This window comes from Terriglobia bacterium (assembly GCA_020072845.1).
Taxonomy (GTDB): domain Bacteria; phylum Acidobacteriota; class Terriglobia; order Terriglobales; family Acidobacteriaceae; genus JAIQGF01.
On record JAIQGF010000017.1, the window covers coordinates 38,117 to 59,923 of the forward strand.

The 21,807-nt window shown below is 63.2% G+C and carries 19 protein-coding genes; 6 read left to right on the plus strand and 13 right to left on the minus strand.

The annotated features are described in order from the left end of the window. Nucleotides 1-49 precede the first annotated feature (49 nt). Together LAN70_16835 and LAN70_16840 are read right to left on the minus strand one after the other, a co-directional pair. Nucleotides 50-475 carry a hypothetical protein gene (locus tag LAN70_16835; protein ID MBZ5512815.1) on the minus strand — a complete coding sequence of 142 codons (426 nt, stop codon included), beginning with the start codon at nucleotides 473-475 and terminating at the stop codon, nucleotides 50-52. Nucleotides 476-569: 94 nt separating this feature from the next. After that, nucleotides 570-1,436, minus strand: a complete 867-nt coding sequence (locus LAN70_16840) for an NAD(P)-dependent oxidoreductase (GenBank protein MBZ5512816.1) — start codon at nucleotides 1,434-1,436, stop codon at nucleotides 570-572. Nucleotides 1,437-1,618: 182 nt separating this feature from the next. Between LAN70_16840 and LAN70_16845 the strand changes: the two genes are divergently transcribed. Then, nucleotides 1,619-2,503, plus strand: coding sequence for an MBL fold metallo-hydrolase (locus LAN70_16845; protein MBZ5512817.1), 885 nt, complete (start codon nucleotides 1,619-1,621; stop codon nucleotides 2,501-2,503). Nucleotides 2,504-2,728: 225 nt separating this feature from the next. After that, the gene (locus tag LAN70_16850) at nucleotides 2,729-2,887 is read left to right on the plus strand and encodes a hypothetical protein (GenBank protein ID MBZ5512818.1); all 159 of its coding nucleotides are present in this window, start codon (nucleotides 2,729-2,731) and stop codon (nucleotides 2,885-2,887) included. 125 nt (nucleotides 2,888-3,012) lie between these two features. Here the strand turns inward: LAN70_16850 and LAN70_16855 are convergent, their stop codons facing one another. Next, nucleotides 3,013-4,365: a DUF4147 domain-containing protein gene (locus LAN70_16855; protein ID MBZ5512819.1), complete on the minus strand. Its 1,353-nt coding sequence runs from the start codon at nucleotides 4,363-4,365 to the stop codon at nucleotides 3,013-3,015. Then, complete coding sequence (locus LAN70_16860) at nucleotides 4,362-5,018, minus strand: alpha/beta hydrolase (GenBank protein ID MBZ5512820.1); 657 nt, start codon at nucleotides 5,016-5,018, stop codon at nucleotides 4,362-4,364. The genes LAN70_16855 and LAN70_16860 overlap by 4 nt, the downstream gene beginning before the upstream one ends. 126 nt (nucleotides 5,019-5,144) lie before the next feature. On the opposite strand from LAN70_16860, the gene LAN70_16865 reads away from it, so the two are divergent. The 3 genes from LAN70_16865 to LAN70_16875 all read left to right on the plus strand — a co-directional run bounded on the left by LAN70_16865 (nucleotide 5,145) and on the right by LAN70_16875 (nucleotide 8,934). Next, entirely contained in the window at nucleotides 5,145-6,146 is a 1,002-nt protein-coding gene (locus tag LAN70_16865) for a M20/M25/M40 family metallo-hydrolase (GenBank protein MBZ5512821.1), read from the plus strand. A gap of 166 nt (nucleotides 6,147-6,312) precedes the next feature. Continuing rightward, nucleotides 6,313-8,442 (plus strand): thioredoxin domain-containing protein, encoded by a 2,130-nt coding sequence (locus tag LAN70_16870; protein ID MBZ5512822.1) that lies wholly within the window; start codon nucleotides 6,313-6,315, stop codon nucleotides 8,440-8,442. A gap of 105 nt (nucleotides 8,443-8,547) precedes the next feature. Continuing rightward, nucleotides 8,548-8,934: a hypothetical protein gene (locus tag LAN70_16875; protein MBZ5512823.1), complete on the plus strand. Its 387-nt coding sequence runs from the start codon at nucleotides 8,548-8,550 to the stop codon at nucleotides 8,932-8,934. A 32-nt stretch (nucleotides 8,935-8,966) separates the two neighbouring features. Here LAN70_16875 and LAN70_16880 read toward each other — a convergent pair whose 3' ends face one another. The 9 genes from LAN70_16880 to LAN70_16920 all read right to left on the minus strand — a co-directional run bounded on the left by LAN70_16880 (nucleotide 8,967) and on the right by LAN70_16920 (nucleotide 18,505). Continuing rightward, nucleotides 8,967-10,388 (minus strand): 4Fe-4S dicluster domain-containing protein, encoded by a 1,422-nt coding sequence (locus LAN70_16880; GenBank protein MBZ5512824.1) that lies wholly within the window; start codon nucleotides 10,386-10,388, stop codon nucleotides 8,967-8,969. Continuing rightward, nucleotides 10,292-11,632 (minus strand): FAD-binding oxidoreductase, encoded by a 1,341-nt coding sequence (locus LAN70_16885; protein ID MBZ5512825.1) that lies wholly within the window; start codon nucleotides 11,630-11,632, stop codon nucleotides 10,292-10,294. Before LAN70_16885 ends, LAN70_16880 begins: the two co-directional genes overlap by 97 nt. Beyond that, on the minus strand, nucleotides 11,629-13,056 hold the full coding sequence (locus tag LAN70_16890; protein ID MBZ5512826.1) for an FAD-binding protein: 1,428 nt from the start codon (nucleotides 13,054-13,056) through the stop codon (nucleotides 11,629-11,631). The genes LAN70_16885 and LAN70_16890 overlap by 4 nt, the downstream gene beginning before the upstream one ends. A gap of 354 nt (nucleotides 13,057-13,410) precedes the next feature. Beyond that, nucleotides 13,411-13,839 (minus strand): CBS domain-containing protein, encoded by a 429-nt coding sequence (locus LAN70_16895; protein ID MBZ5512827.1) that lies wholly within the window; start codon nucleotides 13,837-13,839, stop codon nucleotides 13,411-13,413. A gap of 146 nt (nucleotides 13,840-13,985) precedes the next feature. Further along, nucleotides 13,986-14,999 carry a hypothetical protein gene (locus LAN70_16900; protein ID MBZ5512828.1) on the minus strand — a complete coding sequence of 338 codons (1,014 nt, stop codon included), beginning with the start codon at nucleotides 14,997-14,999 and terminating at the stop codon, nucleotides 13,986-13,988. A gap of 186 nt (nucleotides 15,000-15,185) precedes the next feature. Continuing rightward, complete coding sequence (locus LAN70_16905; protein ID MBZ5512829.1) at nucleotides 15,186-16,580, minus strand: DUF58 domain-containing protein; 1,395 nt, start codon at nucleotides 16,578-16,580, stop codon at nucleotides 15,186-15,188. Nucleotides 16,581-16,592: 12 nt separating this feature from the next. Further along, nucleotides 16,593-16,868 carry a PGPGW domain-containing protein gene (locus LAN70_16910; protein MBZ5512830.1) on the minus strand — a complete coding sequence of 92 codons (276 nt, stop codon included), beginning with the start codon at nucleotides 16,866-16,868 and terminating at the stop codon, nucleotides 16,593-16,595. A gap of 17 nt (nucleotides 16,869-16,885) precedes the next feature. After that, nucleotides 16,886-17,548: a DedA family protein gene (locus tag LAN70_16915; protein ID MBZ5512831.1), complete on the minus strand. Its 663-nt coding sequence runs from the start codon at nucleotides 17,546-17,548 to the stop codon at nucleotides 16,886-16,888. A 102-nt stretch (nucleotides 17,549-17,650) separates the two neighbouring features. Beyond that, nucleotides 17,651-18,505 (minus strand): alpha/beta fold hydrolase, encoded by an 855-nt coding sequence (locus tag LAN70_16920; protein ID MBZ5512832.1) that lies wholly within the window; start codon nucleotides 18,503-18,505, stop codon nucleotides 17,651-17,653. Nucleotides 18,506-18,978: 473 nt separating this feature from the next. On the opposite strand from LAN70_16920, the gene LAN70_16925 reads away from it, so the two are divergent. After that, nucleotides 18,979-21,801 (plus strand): GAF domain-containing protein, encoded by a 2,823-nt coding sequence (locus LAN70_16925; protein MBZ5512833.1) that lies wholly within the window; start codon nucleotides 18,979-18,981, stop codon nucleotides 21,799-21,801. The last annotated feature ends 6 nt before the right edge of the window (nucleotides 21,802-21,807 follow it).

Consider the following 21,807-nt stretch of genomic DNA (forward strand, 5'->3'; position numbering starts at 1 on the left):
TGGCAGTCTCGATTCGGGCGTAACTTAAATGAAGCGCTGTTACCGCCAGTTAAACTTCCGCTGCGCTTTGCACCGGCTGGTCAAATCCGCTGGCGCGAACCGGCGTGACCAGGCTCACCACGGCGGTGATCGCGAAATTGACGCACAGCCCGATGAACCCGGCATTCAGGCCGTGAAACGGATCGCGCTTGCTGAGGATGAGAACCGCGGCCGTAAGCACGCCGACCGCCAAGCCCGCGAAAACGCCGGCCGTGGTGACGCGCCTGGAATAAAGCCCGAGCACGACCCCCGGAAAAAATTGCGTCACGCCGGCATAGCCCAGCAGCAGAAGCGAGACGATGCTGGCCGCGCTGGTGATGGCGAAGTAGAGCGCGATGACGGTGATCACCACCACCATGACCTTGGCCAGCCTGGCGACCTGCGCGTCGGTCATATCGGGCTGGAAGATGGGGCGATAGAGATTTTTGGCGAGCAAAGTCGCCTCGGACTGTTTAGTTTGATACCGCGGGTTCGGCAACGGCAGCGGCTCGGCCCAAAAATCCGGAACAATCAACTCACGCGGTCGTGCTCTAGCTTTCGATTCCCGCCCATTTTTCCAGCAGCGCCAGCGTGGCCGCGTAATCCAGGTCGGCGCTGCCTTCCTCGGTGGCAACCTCGTAAATCTCTTCCACGGTTTCCAACCCCGGCAGCTTCACCCGTGCCTCGCGCGCCGCATCCAGCGCGAGGTGAATATCCTTGTGCATGAGGCGGAGCGGAAAATTGGGCGAGAAATCATGCCGCAGCACGAACGGCGCCTTGTAGTCGGAGACGCCGGAGCGGATCATGGACGCGTTCACCAGCTCCATGAAGCGCTCGCGCGGCACGCCCAATTTGCTGGTCAGCGTGAGGGCCTCCGCGAAGCCTTCGAACATCATCGAGATCATCAGGTTGCCGCCCAGCTTCGCCGATTGCCCGTGGCCGGTGGGGCCCATGTGCAACACTTTTTTCCCCATCGCATTGAACAACGGCTCCAGGCGCGCTAGGGTCGCCTCTTCCCCGCCGGTGATGAAGATTAGTTGGCCGCTCTCGGCTGCCACTTTCGATCCCGTCATGGGCGCGTCCACGTAATCGGCGCCCCGGGCGCGCACCCGCTCGGCAAATTTGCGCGTCGCCGAAGGCGCAATGGTGCTGGAATCGGCGACGATCATTCCGGGCGCGAGTTCGTTCTCCACGCCGTCGGCCGAGAATAACAGCCGCTCCACTGCGGCCGTGTCGGAGACGCACATCCACACCACTTCGGCGCCGCGCGCCGCCTCCGCCGGACTCACCGCCATCCGCGCGCCTTCCACGTGCTTCCCGGCTGAACGGTTCCACACCGAAACCTCGTGCCCCGCCTTGACCAGGTTCGCCGCCATCGCGCGCCCCATGATTCCCAATCCCAAAAACGCTACTCGCATGTCTGCCTCGCAAACAACCGCAGGTGATTATACAAAGTTGTGAGTTGTGAGTTGTGAGTTCCGAGTTGTGAGTTTGGCGCGCGCCTTGCGAACATCCCAAAACTGCACGCTCAGAACTTAAAACTCACAACTCGCAACTCTCTTCCGCATCGTTCCCGCCCCGCATGGCGTCTAATAGGCGAATGATCAATGTCCCTCTCCGACGACGCGCCCGCCAGTTCAGCAAGCTGGTGCGGCATTCTGTGCTGACGCGCCGCACCGGAGAGCCCGGCAAACCCACCCTGGCCCACAAGGACCAGCTCGGCCTCACCTTCATCGGCCATTCCAGTTTTTTTCTCCAGATTGCCGGGCTTAATCTCATCATTGACCCGAACTTCGCGCGCTGGCTGTTCGTGCTCAAGCGTCTCCGCCAGCCCGGCCTGCGGATCACGGACCTGCCGCCGCTGGATCTGGTGCTGGTCACGCACGCTCACTTCGACCACCTGCACCGCCCGTCGCTGCGCGCGCTGGTCCGCCACACCCAGCGGCTGCGGAAACCCGCTCCCGCGATTGTTGTGCCGCGCAATGTCGCCGACCTGGTCTCCGACCTCGGCTTCCGCGAAATCATCGAGCTCGACTGGTGGGGCGAGTACCACCACGACGGCATTAGCGTCGTGCACACGCCGTCGCGGCACTGGGGGGCGCGCGTGGTGCGCGACATGCATCGCGGATTTGGAGGCTACGTCATCCGCTCCCGGCGGGAATCCCTCTACCACGCCGGCGATACCGCTTACTTTCCGGGCTTCAGCGAAATCGGCGAGCGCCTCCGCCCCGAGCTCGCCCTGCTGCCCATCGGCGCCTACGAACCGCCGTCGTTCCGCAACGTGCACACCTCGCCCGCCGACGCCGTGCGCGCCTTTCTCGACCTGCGCGCCCGCTACATGGTGCCCATGCACTACGGCAGTTTCCGGCTCTCCCACGAGCCCATGGACGAGCCGCTGAAATACCTCGCCTCCGAGGCCCGCAAGCACGGCATCCAAGACCGGGTGCTGGTGTTACAAGAGGGTGTGACACAGGTGTTCGAGTGAGAAAACAGTGGTTAGTAATTAGTAATCAGATTTTCCAGCTTACAATCACCATTCCCGCCGCATCGACCTCGGAGTTGCGCTTGATAATTACTAAGTAGTATACACTGCTTTGCTTATTGCCGCCATCAAAATTATGCGTTTCCCTTCTCCGGGCCATCGCGCCCACAATTCCATCTAGCAAGCCGTCCGCAGGCGGTGACGTATTCGCGGCGGCGGAGTAAAACCATGCGGTGCCCGTACTGCAATACCGAGTACACCCACGATCATCCGTGCTTCTGCCATCCATCCGTAAAGGCCAAGCCGGCTGAGGATCAGCCGGCGAGTTTTCCCGAGACCTTTCCCAGCATCGCCTGGAATTCGCACCGGGGTGTGCGGCTGGACTAAGAACAGGAGTTAGTAGCTGGTAGATAGTAGTTAGCCGGAGTGTCTGTATTCGCCGCGGGCGATGTTCGCATTCATTGGCCACACCAGCGGTTGCTGCTCGCTAACTCTCTAACTACTAACTCCCCCTACCACGCCATTAGCACTCGTAGGTCTCTCAGATTGTTCCCCGTCGGCCCGGTGACAATCGCGTCGCCAAGCCGGTCGAAGAACCCAAACGCATCGAAGCCGGCGAGCGACTTCGCCGCGTTCAGCCCCAGTGTTTTCGCGCGTTCCAGCGTGGTGCCGTCGGCGACCGCTCCGGCAGCGGCGCTATTGCCGTCAATGCCATCGGTCCCGGCGCTGAGCACGGTGATGTTTTCTCCCCCAATTTCTTCCGCGCAATAGAGCGCGAAGTGCGAGTTCCGCCCGCCGACGCCGTGCTTCGCCTTCACCTTGACGGTAACTTCCCCGCCCGAAACGATGCACGCCCGCGACCCGCCTTGCCGCAGCTTGCGCAATTTGTTCAACAGATAATCGGCCGCTTTGGCGTAATCCCAATCGTCGCAGGAGTTGTCCACTTCCACGGAGAAGCCGTACGCCGCGGCCTTCGCTGCCGCCGCTTGCAGGACCGAGGTATTAGAAAGCACCGGCCACCAGCGCGCGCGCACGAATGCCGGGTCATCCGACTTCGGCGTCTCCTCCAGGATGTGTTTTGTGAACAGCTCATGTACCGCCGGCGGAAATTCTTTCACCATTCCATGGCGCTCGGCGATGCGGTAACAATCCTCAACCGTGGTGGAATCCGGCATGGTCAGCCCCGACGACAGCGAGTCCAGCGCCTTGTCGGGCACGTCGGAAACCATGATGGACACCTGCTGTGCGGGCGCCGCCGCCCTCGCCAGCCGGCCTCCCTTGATTCCCGACAGGTGCTTGCGGATGGCGTTGATCTCCGCGATGGGCGCGCCGGAATGGACCAACACCTCGTAGGTCTTGACGAGATCGCCGAGCGAGATGGCATCGTCAATCGGATACTCCACGCACGCCGACCCGCCACCGCTGATCAGGAAAATCACCAGGGCTTGCGGCGGCTGATGTTCCACGTAGCGCAGGATCGCCCGGCCCGCAGCCAGCGATTCAGGGTTGGGCAGCGGATGGCCGCCGCGGAAATAGCGGAAACCGCGCAGTTGCGTCACCGGATCGGTGGAACCGGCGACGATCCCGTCCAGGCTCGCGCCCACCTGCTCCACCAGCGCCTCGGCCATGCTGTGCGCGCCCTTGCCGATGGAAATCGCCGAGAGGCGAGGGTACGCCGACAGGGCATACAGGTCATCGCAGACGCGCAGCACTCCGTGGTCGTGGTTCACATGACGGGCGAACGCCTGCCGGATGGTGCTCTGCGCCAGCGCTTCCTGGAAAACCTGGCGCGCGCTCCGCCGCCATTCACCCGCGCCGTGCTCCCGCTCGGACGCATTGCCGGTCGCCGCTCGCTTTGCCATCATGCTAGTTTAACTGTCTCCCGCACCCACTCCTCGACCGCCCGCCTCAGCTCCGCCAGGTGCCCGGAAAAGAAATGGTCCGCGCCCTCGATGATCACCAGTTTCTTCGGATCCGGCACGCGCGCCGCCAGGTCCTGCAATTGATCTCGCGGCCCGAACTGGTCTTGCCCGCCGCTGACGAACAGCTTGGGCTTGGTGCACTCGGAAAGAAATTTGAACCCGTAACTGCGGTCGTCCACGCGCACCGGCATGCCCAGCGCGATCAACGCATCCACGTGCGGATCAGGACACGCGGCGCGCAGTCCCGTTGCGGCCCCAAAGGAGAATCCGGCAAACACGACAGGCAGGTGGAATCGCTCCTCGAGCCAGCGCAGCGCCGTGTTGGCGTCCTCGACTTCGCCGCGGCCGTCATCGTGCTTGCCCTCGCTCAACCCGGCGCCGCGGAAATTGAAGCGCAGCACCGGAAATCCGAATCCGTTCAGCGCCTTCATGGCGTGAAACACGACCTTGTTGTGCATGGTTCCGCCGAACCTCGGATGCGGATGGCACACCAGCGCGGCATGGGATGCCGCGGGCGCACCCTGATTGAGGAGCGCTTCCAACCGCCCCGCCGGACCTTCGAGAAACAAGGATTGAATGGAGCTGGATTGCGTCACCGCAGCATTGTAGCCGCGGTAACAGTTTCAGTTTCAGTTTGGGGCGTACCGTTTCGCTTTCACGATCAGCCGAAACCCGGGCAACTGAAACCGAGACTGAAACTGAAACTGTTATCCTCATTGCGCATGGACGTGTTCGCCTTAACGCGGCAGTTGGTGGACATTGAGTCGGTCACCGGCAACGAGGGCGCGGTGGGCGAGTTTCTGCACCGCCGCCTGCGCGATCTCGGCTACGAGACGCGTCTCGACACGGTGGAAGCGAACCGCTTCAACGTCTACGCCGTCCCGCCGAAGCAGGCGCGTCCCGCAGTCTTCTTCTCGACGCACATGGACACGGTGCCGCCGTTCTTTGCCTCGCGCGAGGACGGAAGCCGCATCTACGGCCGCGGCGCGTGCGACGCCAAGGGGATCATCGCGGCGCAGATTGGCGCCGCCGAAAAACTCCGCCACGACGGCCTCGCTGCCGGGCTGCTTTTCGTGGTCGGCGAAGAGCGCAACAGTGCGGGCGCGAAATACGCCAACCAGCATCCCGCCGGCGGCCGCTTCTTCATCGACGGCGAGCCTACCGACAATCGTCTCGCCAAAGCGACCAAAGGGGCGGTGCGGTTGGAATTATTTGCCGAAGGACGTATGGCGCACTCCGCCTATCCAGAGCTGGGCGAGTCGGCGATCGAAAAACTGCTCGACGCTCTCGCGCGTGTCCGCCGCATTCCTTTGCCGCGCGATGAGGAGTTCGGCCCGTGCACGCTCAACATCGGCCTGATTGATGGCGGCCGCGCTCCCAACGTCATCCCCGACGCCGCCCATGCCGAGCTCATGTACCGCACCATCGGCCCATCCGACGACCTGAAGCGCCAGATTGTCGCCGCCGCCGAGCCGCTGGTGCGCGTGGAGTGGGGACTGGAGCTGCCCTTCATTCGCCTGCGCACGCTCGACGGCATTCCCACCATGATCGCCGCCTTTGCCACCGACGTCCCGTCGCTCACCAATTGGGGCGAAGCGCTGCTGATGGGCCCCGGCTCCATCCACGTCGCTCACACCGAGAATGAGTACATCGAGAAAAAAGAACTGCTGGCGGCGGTGGAGCTGTACGCGGATGTGGCGCGACGCCTGATGGCAAAAAGCTAACCACGGATTTCCACGGATAAACACGGATCTGAAAGGTCAACCGCCACCATCACAAAGAGCGCAATCCAGTGAAAACGCAGTATCCGTGTGAATCCGTGCAAATCCGTGGTTAAGTTCCGCCCGCTTTTCGCATCTTGCCGGGCAACGGAGTACTCTAACCACCACCATGTCACACGACGCTGTGAACTCCCTCGCCCAGGCTTCATCCGCGTATTTGCGTTCCGCCATGCACCAGCCCATCCGCTGGCATCAATGGGGCGAGGAAGCCTTTGCCGCCGCCGAGCGCGAGAACAAGCCCATGCTGCTCGATATCGGCGCCGTGTGGTGTCACTGGTGCCATGTCATGGACCGCGAGTCGTATGACGATGCGGAAGTGGCGCGCATCGTGAATGAGAACTTCATCGCCGTCAAGGTGGACCGCGACGAGCGCCCCGACATTGACAGCCGCTACCAGTCCGCGGTGCAGGCCATGACCGGCCAGGGTGGCTGGCCGCTCACTGCCTTTCTTACGCCGCAAGGCAAACCGTTTTACGGCGGAACTTATTTTCCGCCTGACGACCAGTGGGGACGCCCCGGCTTCAAGCGCGTGCTCATGGCCATTGCCGACGCTTTCCGCGCCAAGCGCGACGAGGTGCTGCAGCAGGCCGACACGGTGCTCAATACCATCAGCCATGCCGAGTCGTTTGCCGGGCGCAGCGGCGGCGTTCCGCCCACGCTGGTGCGCACCGTGATTGCATCGGCTCTCAAAATCTTCGATCACGACAACGGCGGCTTCGGTAGCGCGCCCAAGTTTCCGCACCCGTCGAGCATGGACCTGATCATCCACCTCTACGCTCGCACCGGCGACGAGAGCCTGCGCGAGGTGATCAGCAGCACGCTGGAACACATGGCGCGCGGCGGCGTCTACGACCAGCTTGCCGGCGGCTTCCATCGCTACTCGGTGGACGAGCGCTGGGTGGTGCCGCACTTCGAGAAAATGTCCTACGACAACTCGGAGCTGCTGAAGAACTACGTGCACGGCTACCAGGCGACCGGCAATGCATTCTTCGCCGCCGTTGCCCGCGACATCATCCGCTGGATGGATGCCTGGCTCAGCGACCGCAGCGAGGGCGGCTTTTACGCATCCCAAGATGCCGACATCAATCTCGACGATGACGGCGACTACTTCACCTGGACCCTGGACGAGGCCCGCGCCGCGCTTGGCGACGACGAACTCAAGGTCGCGCAGCTTTACTACGACATCCACGAAGTCGGCGAGATGCACCATAACCCCGCCAAGAACGTGCTCTTTGTGCGCGCCTCGGTGGAAGAGATCGGTGTCCGTCTCGGCATGCAGCGCGACCGCGTCTCCGGCGTGCTCGACTCGGCGAAAGAAAAACTTTACGCCGCGCGCCTCACCCGCCCCACGCCGTTCGTTGACAAGACGGTTTATGTCGGCTGGAACGCGCTCTGCATTTCCGCCTACCTCGATGCCGCGCGGGTGCTCTCGCTGGAAGACGCGCGCCATTTCGCGCTACGCTCCCTGGACCGCGTCCTCTCCCAGGGATTCACCGCCGAAGGCGGCCTGAAGCACGTCATCGCCTACGCCGACCCGCAAGCCGCCCTGCGCGATGTCCCCGGCATGCTCGACGACTACGCCTTTGCCGCGCTCGCCTGTCTGGACGCCTACGAGGCCACCGCCGACCTCAGCTATTTCAATTTCGCGCGCAAGATTGTGGACGCCATGGTGGCGCGCTTCTACGACGAAACTTCCGGCGGCTTCTTCGATTCCGAAAACCACGCCGCCCTCGGCGCTCTCAGCGCCCGCCGCAAGCCGTTTCAGGATTCGCCGACGCCCGCCGGAAATTCCGCCGCCGCCATCGCGCTCTTCCGCATGCACGCCTACACCAACCAAAACGGCTATCGCGAAAAAGCTGAAGATACGCTTGAGGTTTTCGCCGGAATCGCAGAACAATACGGGATGTTCGCCGCTACTTATGCGCTCGCAGCCGTGTGGCTTTTGGAGGGCCACACGCAAGTGGTAGTGGTGGGCAACGACGAGCGCGCGCGCCAGCTGTACGCCGCCGCGGTGGCGCCCTTCGCGGTGAACAAGGCAGTGCTCAAGGTGAGCGACAGCGCCGCCGCGCCGCAGAATCTTCCTCCGGCGCTCGCCCAAGTTGTGCCCAACTTACCCGCGGTCAAGGAAGGCAAATCGACGGCGATTCTCTGCTCCAACTTCACCTGCCAGCCGCCGATCAGCGATCCCGACGACCTGGCGAAATCGCTGCACGATGCGCTCATAGCCAAGGCGGCATGATAAAGGTGGTCAGTGACCAGTGGCCAGTGACCAGCAAACTCAGGTATAAAGCTGTAATTCCAACGACTGGCCACTGACCATTGAACACTGGCCACTGGAGTCTTTATGGCACGCGTCACCCAACTGCTCATCCACGCCGAGCACAAGCCCGGCACGCTCGCCAACATTTGTTCAGAGATGGCGAAAAAGGCGGTCAACATCACCGCCATCATGGCGGCTTACGATCAGCCCGGCGGGCGCATCCGCCTGGTGGCCGCGCCGCACGCCGCCGCGCGCAAAGTTTTGGATTCCATGAATCTTCAGTACGGCGAGGAAGAGGCCCTCGCCATTCGCGTCACCGACCGGCCCGGCGCCCTCGGCCGCGCTACCCGCAAGCTCGCCGACGGCGGCATCAATGTCCTCTATGCCTATGGCTCGATCGTCAAAGGCACCGAGCGCGCCCTCATCATTCTGGGTGTGCAGGACGTTGCCAAAGCGGAGAAAGTTCTCTAGCTGGCCACTGGCCACTGGCCACTGACCACTCGTCAGTACGCCTCATTCAGCAACTCGACCACGTGGGCGACGCGCGTCTTCAGCCCGCGCGCTTTCACCCCGGCGCGCAATTGCATCATGCATCCGGTATTGGCGGTGGCGATGATCTCGGCGCGCGTTTCCGTCACCTCGTCCAGCTTCTGCTCGAGGATTTTCGACGAGAGCTCGTTCTGGGTCACGTTGTAGGTGCCGGCGCTGCCGCAGCAATAATCCGGATGCGCCATCTCGACCAACTCCGCGCCCAGCGCTACCAGCAGCTCGCGCGGCGCCGACCGCACTTTCTGCGCATGGGCCAGGTGGCAGGGATCCTGGTAGGTGACGCGAGCCTTCAGCGGACGTTTGGGCGGGCGTAACCCCGCCTCGGCGAGAAACTCGGTGATGTCCTTCACTATCGACCCGAAATCGCGCGCCCGGTCCGCATACTTCGGATTGTCTGCCAGCAGCTCGCCATATTCCTTCATCATGGCGCCGCAACCGGCGGAGTTGGTGATGACCGTATCCCGCGTCGGCTCCAGCATGGCGCGGATATTTCGCCGCCCCATCTTCTGCGCCTCCTCGCGAAATCCGGCGTGCGCCTGCAGCGCCCCGCAGCAGCGCTGACCTTGCGGGACGAAAACGTCGAAGCCGTTCTTGTTCAGCACTCGGACCGTGGCTTCGTTCAACTTGGAAAACGCAACGCTGCCGATGCATCCGATGTGAAACAGCACCCGGCCGCGGATTTTCCCCTCGCCGTGGTGCATCCTGCCGCTGTGCGAAAAGAAAAATTCTCTGTCCACCTTGGGCGCCAGCGCTTCCACTTGGTGCAGTCCCAGCACTTTGAGCACGCCGGTGGCGCGCGCCAGCGCCTGCAATCCCGACCGCTGGTAGACCCGCAGCAGCCGTGCCCAGCGCTCCAGGCCCTTGCGGTCGTGCAGCACGCGGGTGAAGAACCACTTCCTCAGCAGTTGTTCCAGCAACGGCCGTCTGTAGTTTGACTCGATCTCCGCCCGGGCCCGCTCCAGGATCCTGCCGTACTGCACCCCCGACGGGCACGCCGTCTCGCAGGCGCGGCACCCCAGGCAACGGTCCATGTGGGTGACAAAGGAATCGCCAATCTCCAGCCGTCCCGCGTCCACCTGCAACACCTGGTAGATACGCCCGCGCGGGGAATCCGCTTCCCGCCCCAGCACCCGGTAGGTCGGGCACTGTTGCAGGCACAGCCCGCAATGGATGCACTTGGAATACAGCTCCCAGGTTGGCCGGTCAGGCGTGCTGAAATTCGAAGCGGGAGCTTTCCCTGCTGCCGCCGTGCCGTGCGCCGCATTGGCCGTGGTCGCGCTCAGAACAGGAATCTCCCCCGGTTCAGAATGTTCTTTTCGTCGAACGCTTGCTTGATGGCCTGCATCGTCGCCAGGTCGTTCGGCGTGCTGCCCCACACGCTGAAGTGCCGTTTGGCCTCCACCGGGCAGCGCAGCACGATCGCCGAGCCGTCGCGCGGCACGGCTCCGCGCAGGAACGACACCGCGTTGACGTACTGCATCGCCGCCGGCGGGTCCACTGCGACGGGCGCGAACCCCACCAGCAGCGATCCCACTCCGATCCTGCCCACTACCGCGCAGACAAAGTTGTTGTCCATGGCTGCGCGCTGCGCCGCCGCCAGCACCGCGCCCACTTCCTGCAACGCCACGTCCACCCGCACCAGCATGGCGTTCTGGCTGCGCTCGAATAACAGGTGCGGAAACTCCGCGATGCGCCGCCACATTTCGCGGTCATCCTCGCCGCCGGTTTCGTCGGTCACCGCCGAACCCAACTCGTAGCGATAGCGCGCCAGCACCGTGTCGCTGCCGGCGGCCCGCAACAGCACGCGCCACGCCTCATCCGCAGCGTGGGAATTTCCATGCAGAACCTCAGCCGCGCGGGGCGATACGATTTCCAAACACAGCGGCGCCAGCGGCGAGCCCAGCACCCGGTCGCGGAATGAAACCGCCTCTGCCGCGGCCGCGAACTTGGCGATGAAGGTGCGCGTCTGCCGCGGCCGCGAGAATAGTTTCAAGCTGGCGCCGGTGATCACCGCCACCGTCCCGAAGCTGCCGATCAGCAGCTTCATCAGGTCGTAGCCGGCTACGTTCTTCACCACCTTCGCGCCCGCCTTCGCGACCTTGCCATCGGCGGTGACAAAGCGCACCCCGGTGCAGTAGTCGCGCAGCCCGCCGTAAAACTGCTTCAGCGGCCCCTGCGCCGCCGATGCCAGCGCGCCTCCGATGGTGCACTTCTCCGGCTGCGGCGCATCCAGCGGCAACATCTGCTGGTGCGGGCCGATCTGCCGCTCTACTTCCGCCAGCGTCGTTCCCGCGCCCACACCGATCATCAGGTCGCCGGCATCGTAGTGCTCCACCGCTTTCAGGCGATTCGTGCGCAGCACGATGTCAATCTTTTCCGGGATTGTCCCGGTGAACTGGTGAGTGAATCCTCCGGCGGGCACGACGACCAGTTCATGGGCGTGCGCATACTTCATCACCGCCGCAACTTCCGCCGCTGACCCCGGTTCCACCATCGCGCGCGGCACCACCTCGTCAATCGCGAACGCCGCCGTACGCGCCGGATCTTCGGTGGCGTGCTGTTCGCCGGCGATGGCCGCCAGCTCCCGCGCCAGTCCCGCCGCTGATGTGGTCGCGCTCACCGCGGACCTCGCTGCGCGTCCGCGATGTTGGTCTCGCGGCAACTGCGCGGAGTGGGAAACAATTTTTGCGGGTTCAGCACCGAGTTGGGGTTGAACGCGTCGTGCACCCGCTTCATGACCTCGAGATCATCGTCGCTGAACAGCAGCGGCATCAGCTCATTTTTCTCCATGCCGACGCCGTGTTCGCCGGTGATGGTTCCGCCGCAATCGACGCAGTATTGCAGAATCATGCGTCCCGCCTGGTGGGTGCGCTCCACCTGGTCCGGGTCGCGCAGGTCGAACAGGATGCAGGGGTGCAGGTTGCCATCGCCGGCGTGAAAGATGTTCCCGATCTCCAGCTTGTACTTCTCCGCCACCGTCTCGATAAAGCGCAGCACCTTGGCAATATGGCTGCGCGGGACGACGCCGTCCTGCGTGTAGTACGCCGGCGCCAGCCGGCCGAGCGCGGCGAATGCCGTCTTGCGGCCCTTCCACAGCAGTTGCCGCTCCGGCTCGTTGGCGGCGCGCCGCACCTCGCGCGCCTGGTGCTGCTGGCACACCGCGCGCACCGCTTCGGCCTGCTCCGTCACCGCTTCGCGCAGTCCTTCCAGTTCGATCAGCAGCACCGCGCCCGAATCCATCGGATATCCCGCATGCGTCGCTTCCTCCACGCAGCGCAGCGTCTTGCCGTCCAGCATCTCCAGCGCCACCGGCGTGATTCCTCCCGACGTGATGGACGCCACCGTGTTGGCGGCGTCATCAATCGTGTTGAAGATTGCCAACAGCGTTTCCACCGCCTCCGCCACCCGGGTCAGCTTCACCGTGATTGCCGTCACCAGCCCGACCGTGCCTTCGGTGCCGACAAACAGTCCGGTAAGGTCGTAGCCGCACGAATCCACCGCTTTGCCGCCCATCTGCACCACGCGCCCGTCCGGCAACACGACCTCCAGGCCGGTAATGTGGTTCACGGTAACGCCGTGCGCCAGGGTGTGCGCGCCGCCGGAATTCTCCGCCACGTTGCCGCCGATGGTGGCCGCCTTCGCGCTGGCCGGATCGGGCGCGAAGTACAGCCCGTGCTGCGCCACCGCCGCCGACAGGTCCGCGTTCACCACTCCGGGCTCGACCACAGCACGCCGGTTGGGGACGTCAATGTCCAGGATCCTGGTCATGCGCGAGAACACCAGCACGATCCCGCCGGCGCGCGGGATGGAACCGCCGCTCAACCCGGTTCCCGCCCCGCGTGGGACCAGCGGAACCTTCAGGCGCGACGCCAACCGCGCGATCTGCGAGACCTGCTCGGCCGTCTCGGGGAACACGATCACTTCCGGTTTGCCCGTGGACAGCCCCGCGTCGTACTCGTACAGCATGAGGTCCTCGGGCTGGTCGAGGACCGCCTCGGCGCCAACGATCTTTCTGAGTTCTTTTACGACCGGCGAGCTGCGCATGGGTGGATGAAGTGACGCGGGAATTTTACAACGGCCTCCGCTGCGCGGAATCGGAAGTTCCCACTATATTCGAGCGACCGGTCGCTCAGTCTATCGGTCTATCGGTCGGTCGGCCTTTAGTCTGTCGGTCGAAACGATCTTCAGTTTGTCAGTATTTCAGTATTTCAGGAGTTCACTGGTCGGATGTTCGGTTAACAATCGCGTAGGAATGAACTGACAAGCTGAAAAACTGAGAAACTGGCCGAAAGGCCGACCGAGCTACCCGACAGACTGAAAGACCGACAGACCAAAAAACAAAGCCGCAGCCCGCGCCGCGGCCCAACTGAAACTGAAACTGAAACTTGAAACTGTGTCTTACGTGCTCTGCGAAATGTACGCCCGCATCATCTGCACCTCGCCGTCTTTCTCCACCACGGCGTGCGCCAGCAAGTCGCGCAACGAAATCACGCCGCACAACTGCCGTCCCTGGCACACCGGCAGGTGACGGAAACCGCGCTCGCGCATCAGTTCCAGGCAATCCTCCAGGCTTCGCTCCGGCGAAACGATCACCAGGTCGCGCGTCATGACCTCGGCCACCGTTGTGGTCCGCGGGTCTTTCGACTCATTCACCACGCGCTTCATCAGGTCGCGTTCGGTAAAAAGCCCGGTTAGGTCACCGTTGCGCATCACCACCACCGCGCCGATATTGTGTGCCACCATCAATTTGACCACATCGATGACTGACTGGTCGGCCTCGACGTGGAAGGTCTCCTTGTTGCCAAGCAGGCTATTGACTGACGCCATGCACCCCTCCTGCTCCCCACTCCGGAGTAGCTAGTCTTGAGACCGCCGAGTATATGCCTGAACCGATGTGCAGCCAAGCTTTTCGGGGCTCGAGGCAAAGTGGCCCTGGGCTGCTCAGCCACCAGCTAGTTTCGACTGCAATTTCGCTATTCCTCGTCATCCAGGTTGAACAGGTCGGCGATACGGCTGCGCGGATCCAGCAGCAGCACGCGGTTGCCCACCACGACGCGGCTCCAGTCCAGGGGCAATCGCGGCAGGCGCGCATTGCACACATCCGGCAGCGGCTCGGCGCGGCTCTCCAGCGCCGGCGGCAGCGTCCCATTGCGCTCGAGCTGCCTTTCCAGTCCCGGCGGCAGGCTGTCGCGCCTCGCCAGCCCGGGCGGCAGATTGGCCGTGTCGTAGAAGCAGCCGCGGATGTTCTGCCGGTCGTAGTTGGTGAATTCCGGCTTGAACTGCCGCCGGCGCGGAAAATCACGCCGTTGGTCATAAGGACGGTTCGCGGCATCGGAGCGATACTCGGGATCCGGCGAGGCTACGGGCGGTGCCGCGGGCGGGGGAACATACTGCCCCGCCGAGGATAATGAAACGAAGGTCAGCAGCGCCTCCGACTCGATCCTCGCTTCCTTCTTGCCGGAGGCTGCGGCGGCGCCCGTACCCGCGGCGGCGCCCACGCCGGCGCCGATGGCCGCGCCCTTGCCGCCGCCGGCGACCGCTCCAATAATGGCGCCCAGGGCAGCGCCGCCACCGATCTTCTGGGTGTTGCTCCTGGTGTGTGACTCGCCCTTCGAGTTCCACGGCTGGGTATTGATCGGGTACCTTTGTCCGCCGAATGATATTGCGGTCAAGATCAGTCCGAGCTCTCCCGGATCACTGAGCCGTCCCGATGGTTGCGCGCGCACCACTCGCCCATCCACGTCTGCGTCCCTGGGATAGAGCGTGCGCCCGTCCGCATCCAGGATGGCCTGGTCCAGCGTGGCGTGGAAGGTGTCGCCTTCGCGCGCCGTCTCGCTGCTGAGGCTGTCAATCATGCGGATTGTTATTGGGGTGCCTTCGGGTATCGGGCCGCCCCTGCCAGTCACGCTGCGGCGCTCCTGCGCCACCGCCGACGCACTCACCAGCATGACCGCCATCCATACCGCAATCGTTCGCCTGAAATGCATGTGCCTGCCTCCTGAGCCGACATCAGTCTATCGGTCTATCAGTCAATCGGTCTATCGGGAGAAGACGTTTCTCAGTTGATCAGTGCTTCAGCATTTCACTCGTCGGAACTTTGGTTAACAATCACGACCCGCTGAACTGACAAACTGAAAAACTGACCGACAGACCGATCGACCGACAGACCCGATTCACTTCCCTTCCCCAAAAAACAGGAAGTACGAACAGGACCACAGCGCGGTGGGAATGCTGCCGCGCGGACGCGCGGTCAAGATCACGTTGTAGTCGTCGCTGACCTGGAGTTCGTCGAGCACCGACTTGGGCGCTTCGGCCGCCGGGCGCGGGTCCACCAGCGCCAGGTAGCGCAGAAATTCGTAAATGTCGTTCGCGCCCTGGTAGCCGGGCGCGGCAAAAGAAAGATCGGTGTTTTCGCCCGCGAAATGCCACGCCAACGATGCCGCCAGCGCAATTCCCCGCTCGTAGGACGGGAGATCAACCACGCTCTCGGCCGGGTTGTCGAAGACCACGCGCAGCTTGCGCTCGTCTTCGCGCGAAAATTCACGCACCTTCAGCGACCCGGTGCGCGCCGACGCCTTCCAGTCCACGTGCCGCGCCGAGTCCTCCGGCAGGTATTCGCGGATGCGGTACAGGTCGTGGCCGCGCCCGCGGACGAAGGCCTCGAACTCGCCGGTGATCATGGGCAGGATCTCGAACAGCTCGTCGGTCGGCAGCACGCTGGGATAGACCACGATCTCGCGGGCCAGCAGCACCTTGCGCGTCTTGACCAGGAACGAAAAGGGAAAACGGGTGGACAGCCCGAAGCCGTCCTGCACGTAGCGGCCGCGGCGGGCAAAGTCGAGTTCCAATTCGCGGCTCACGATGGCGCGCGGCGGCAGGTAGGGAAAATAGGCCCGGGCAGTGATAATCCCCGGCGCGCTGACCCGATCGGCCACCAGGCGCAGCGACAGGTCCGGAAGGTGCAGCCATTGCTTCTCTCGGGGCGCCTTGGCGGGAAACACGAACATCGAGCGTTCCCACTTCAGGCGCTTGTGCGCGTGCTGCGATTTCGGCGGCGCCACGCTCACCGACAACGACGGCAACCAGCGCCGCAGATTGTTCAAGCTCAGGCGCACCAGCACGGACTCGCCGGCAAAGACGTGCTCGGGCAAGCCAACATCGAGTTCCAGGCTGCGCAGGATGGCCGCCGAGGCCACGCCCGAAACGATAATCGCCGCCAGCATCGCCGACACCACGATGAACAGCAGGTTGTTGCCCGTGTTCAGCGCGGCCACCGCGATCGCCAGCACGATGGCCAGGTACACCATGCCTTCGCGCGTGACGTCGTAGTCGAAGGCCTCGCGCACCCGGTGGAGCGCGACGCGCCGCGCCAGGTAGGGCACGGTCGTCAGCCCGACCAGGCCGGCGATCAGCAGCGCCGCCGAGGCGAAGATCGCCGTCGCCCAAACATTGCCCGCCTGCCGCGTCACGGTGGAGAAGATGGCGGCGCCAAAGGCCAGCGTCAGGCCCGCGATCGCAACCAGGAAGCGGATCCAGGCTTCTCTTTCGATTTGGAATGATTTGAACAAAGCTCTCAGCTATCAGCTTCTGTTTTCGGACGCCTTCGCTTTAACCGGCGACTTCTTGTGAAACATGCGGGACATCCATGCGTCGCCGCGTTGCCTGGCGTGCTCGAAATGTTCCGCGACATGCGGGAATCGCAGTTTCAATCTGTGCAGCAGCTTGTGCGCCCAGACGTACTCGCTGGAAAGGATGAAGAGGCCGATCAACAGGAACAGGATGCCCTGCAGCACCGGCAGAAACAATCCGGCGATGCCGAGCAGAATGAAGGCCCATCCCACCACCAGCATGGCCACGCGCTTGATCTGCGCCTTCATACCTTGATGTTACGCGATTGGCGGTTTGCGGGTTCCGCCAGCTGCTCTCGACGTCGTTGCTGCGACCGCTTTCTCTGGTTCCGCCACAGGTGGAGCGCGGCCAGCACCACGGCGAGGAAAATTACCACTTCGGTCTGTTTGACCACGCCGGCGAGAGCTTCGTACTGGCTGCCGAAAAAATATCCGGCGCCGGCGATCACGGTGACCCACGCCGCCGCGCCGGCAGCATTGGCAGGAAGAAAGCGCTTCCACTCCATGCGCAGCACGCCCGCCAGCGGCCCGGCGACAATCCGCATGCCGGCGATGAAGCGCGCCAGGAAAATCGCCACGGAACCGCGGCGCTGCAGGAACTCTTCGCCGGCCTTGATGGTCTCATCACTGATGCGGAAGAAGTGCTTCCATTTTTCCAGCAGCGGGCGCCCGCCGCGCCGCCCGATCCAGTAGCCGATATTGTCGCCCATGGTGCAGGCGCAGATCCCGATCAGGATCACCCACGGCAATTGCAGGTGATGGCCCTGGTAGGCGAGAAAGCTGGCGAGGATGAGGATGGTCTCACCCGGCAGCGGCAGACCCGCATTCTCGCCCAGCAGAGCAACTAGCACGGCCCAATAGCCGTAGGCCTGGAGGTAGTGGCGCGCGGTCTCGACAATCCAGTGCATGAAAGCAGTCGTTAGTCGTTAGTCATCAGTCGTCAGCGACTGATGCTGGAAGATTCGCATGACGATGGTAAACGGAAACGACTGGCTGCCAATCGCTAATCGCTATTTGCTGCGCAAAAATTCCAGCAGCACGCGGTTGAATTCCTCGGGCGCCTCTTCGTAGGGCAGGTGGCCGACGCCGGGCATCATCACCAGCTTGGATCCGCGGATGGCGCGCTCGACGTGCGCCGCCGAACTGGGCAGCACGGCCGCATCGTTGTCTCCCCAGACCAGCAGCGTGGGCACGCGGATTTTCTTATAGAACGGTTCAAGGGCGGGCACATCGCGATGCCAGCGGCGCACCACCCCCAGCAGGTAATCCACCGAGCCGGCGATCTTCAGCGGTTCGGCATAGCCTGCGAAAGTTCCGGGCGCGATGTGACTCGGGTCGGCGTAGAGGCGCGATAGTACCCAGTTATTCAACGGTCCGATCCGCAGGAAACTCTTGCGGAACAACCATCCGCCTGCGGCGGTGGACAGCACGCGGATGCGCTTGCGTCCGGCGCGCGACCACGGATTCACCGGCGCAACCAGCACCAGGCGCCGGATACGCTTGCCGATCTCGGCTGCCATGATGGTGGCCAGCGCTCCGCCATGCGAGGTGCCGACCAGGTCGAATTGGCGCAGCCCCAGCGCGTCGGAAAAGTCGACCATTCGCCGGGCGGAAGCGCGCATGCTGCAGTCGAGCCCGGAAACGCGGTCGGAGAAGCCAATGCCGAGCACGTCAGGTGCGTACACGGTGAAGTGCGGCGCCAGCGCCGGAACGGTGAATCGCCACGAGAAAGAGTGCGCGAGCAGGCCATGAACCAGCACCACCGGCGGACCGGAGCCGGCGCGCAGGTAATGCACGCGATGGCCGCCGACGGTGACCTCGGCTGCGGCGATTCCCGCTCCGGTATTGGTCGGACGAGGGTTCACGCTTTTCGCGGATTGACGGGCAACCGAACGCGCGTTTCGGGATTCCAATGGAGTGCTATCGCCTCTGTCGCTTCTGTGGGGAGCCAATTGTGACTCCCCGTTTTGTTATCGGTCTTTCGGTCTGACGATACTACCCTGACCGTGCTCTCCTGTGGGTCCCCAAGGTTGCCGCCGGTTGAATGTTCGGCTCCCTATCCGCCCATTCCAAACCCCGTATCCGGTATTGAAATCGGGATTCTGGCGGTTTTGGTAAATTTCCTACCACTTCCATGAAATCAGAGGCGGTTTCCAAATAATGTATTTTCTTGCTGCCAACGCTGGTATCATTTTATAAGTCTTGTCCTTGGTGTTGGATACAAGCATAAGCAATGTCTGAAACCGTGGCAGCCGAGTTGCAGTCCAAGTCGACGGAGAAATTTTCGTCACCGCAGCCGCGCAAGGTTGCAGGTGGGGGACTCTCTCCGCGCCCTCCGATGACAAAAGACGTCCAAATCCGGTTTGTGGCCGTGGTACTGGCCCTGCTGACGATGGCGGCGGGCGCTTTTGGCTGGATCAATTACCAGAAGGAAAGGCAGTTTCAAGTTCCGTACGACGGCGTCTGGTGGGTTGAACACAACAGCCACCTGATCGCCGAGCGGGTGGAGCCGGAAGGTCCGGGCGCGCGCTCCGGAGTCAAGTCCGGCGACCTGCTGCAGGGGATCAACGACCACGACATCGGCAATTACTCCGAACTGACCCGGCAGATGTACCGCACCGGCACGTGGTCGAAGGCGACCTATAACCTGCGGCGTGGCGGGGTCACGGTCAACGTGCCGGTGGTCCTGGTTCCGTTCGACAAGTCGCTCTACGTCGGATTGCGATTCATTTCGCTGATCTACCTGGGCATCGGGCTGTACGTCCTGCTGCGGCGCTGGACGGCGCCCAAGTCCACGCACTTTTACCTGTTCTGCCTGGTCTCTTACATCTTCTACGCCTTCCACTACACCGGAAAGTTGAACCAGTTTGACTGGATCGTGTACTGGGCAAACGTGGTGGCGGAGCTGCTGCAGCCGGCGCTGTTCCTGCACTTCGTGCTCACCTTCCCTGAGGTCAAGGAGCAGGTGAAGCGGCGGCCGTGGGTGGTCCCGGCCTGCTACGCGCCGGGAATTCTGCTGCTGGCGGCGCACATCGTGACGCTGCGACTGCTCGCGCCCAGCGAACTGCTGCGCTACAACCTGGACCGGCTGGAGATGGTGTACCTGGCGGCGTTCTTCATCGGCGCGGCGGGCGTGCTGTGGCACAGCTACAAGCATGCGCCCACCCCGATCCTGCGCCAGCAGATGAAGTGGGTAACGCGCGGCACCATCCTGGCGGTGGCGCCCTTCACGCTCTTCTACGTCCTTCCGTACATGAGCGGGACGCAGGCGACGGTGCTGATGAAGATCTCGGTGCTGTCGCTGGTCTTCCTGCCGCTGACCTTCGGCTACGCCATCTTCCGTTACCGGCTGATGGACGTGGACGTGATCTTCAAGCGCGGCATGGCGTACACGCTGGCTGCGGCCTCGGTCGCGGGGGTGTACTTCGCGGCCATCGGCCTCTCGGCGGTGTTGCTGAACCGTCACCTGCCCAGCACCGGCACCACCGGCATGATCCTGGTGATCGTGGTCACGGCGCTGCTGTTCGACCCGGTCAAGAAGTGGTTCCAGGAAAGACTCGACCGCTTCTTCTACCGCAAGCGGTACGACTACCGCAAGACGCTGATCGAATTCGGACGCGAACTGAGCTCGCAGCTCGATTTGGACAAGATGCTGAGCTCGATCGTGGACCGCATCTCGCGCACTCTGCTGGTGGACCGGATGGCGATTTTCCTGGCGGCGCCGGATTCGCCGGACCGCTTCACCCTGGCCAATTCGTTCGGCCTCTCCGAGATTCCCCACCTCGACCTGAGCTTCCTCGGCGAGGAGCGGCCGGAAATGGCCGCCGGCCATTTGTTCTTCGACAACACCCATGCCGTGGTCCGCGAAACCCCGGGCGCGCAGTACTCGATCGCGCAGCTCGACATGAATTACTTCATTCCCTGCTCGGTGCAGGGGCGCACCATCGCGGTGATGGGGCTGGGCAAGACCAGCGAAGGCGATTTCCTGTCCAGCGAAGACGTCGAATTGCTGGAGGCGCTGGCCGGCTACGTCGGCATCGCCATCCAGAACGCGCGGCTGTACGCCTCGCTGGAGCAGAAGGTCACGCAATACGAGCGGCTGAAGGACTTCAACGAAAACATCGTGGAATCCATCAGCGTCGGGGTGTTTGCGGTGGACCTGGAAGACCGGGTGGAATTCTGGAACTCGCAGATGGAAGTGATGTACGCGCTGCCGCGCTGGCAGGCGGTGGGCAAGAAGCTGATCGAAGTCTTCCCCGCCGAGTTCCTGGAAGAGTTCTACCGGGTGCGCACCAACCCGGGCATCCACAACCTCTACAAGTACCGGCTGAGCACGCCGGCGGGCGAGACGCGGATGACCAACATCGCCATCGCGCCGCTGGTGACCAAAAAATTCAACGTCATCGGCCGCCTGGTGCTGGTGGACGACATCACCGAGCGCATCGCGCTGGAATCGCAACTGAGCCAAGCGGAAAAGATGTCGTCCATTGGACTGCTGGCGGCGGGTGTGGCCCACGAGGTCAACACGCCGCTGGCGGTGATTTCCTCGTACGCGCAGATGCTGTCGAAGCAGTTGCAGGGCGACGAGAAGAGGTTTGGGCTGCTGGACAAGATCATCAAGCAGACGTTCCGGGCCTCGGAGATCGTCAACAACCTGCTGAACTTCTCGCGCACCAGCGGCACCGCGTTCGGCGAAGTGGACCTGAACAAGGTAATCCGCGACACCCTCGCGCTGCTGGACCACCAGCTCAAGACGGCGCGGGTAAAGGTGCAGGAAGACATTTGCGACCAGCTGCCGACCATCCACGGCAATGCCGGCAAGCTGCAACAGGTATTCCTGAATTTATTTCTCAATGCCAAAGACGCCATGCCGGACGGCGGCACGCTGCAGGTACGCACCGCCAATGGCAACGGCGTTTACGTCACCGTCTCCGACACCGGGTCGGGCATCGCGCAGGAGCACATTGACCGGATTTACGACCCGTTCTTTACCACCAAGAATGCGCCGCGGGACGGGCGCCGCGGGACCGGGCTGGGTTTGTCGGTGACCTACGGAATCATCCAGGAGCACGCCGGCAAGATCCGGGTCGAGAGCCGGATCGGAAGCGGGACGACGTTCCATCTGGAGTTCCCGCTGATGAGAAAGGCAGTGAGCGCTTGAGCCAAG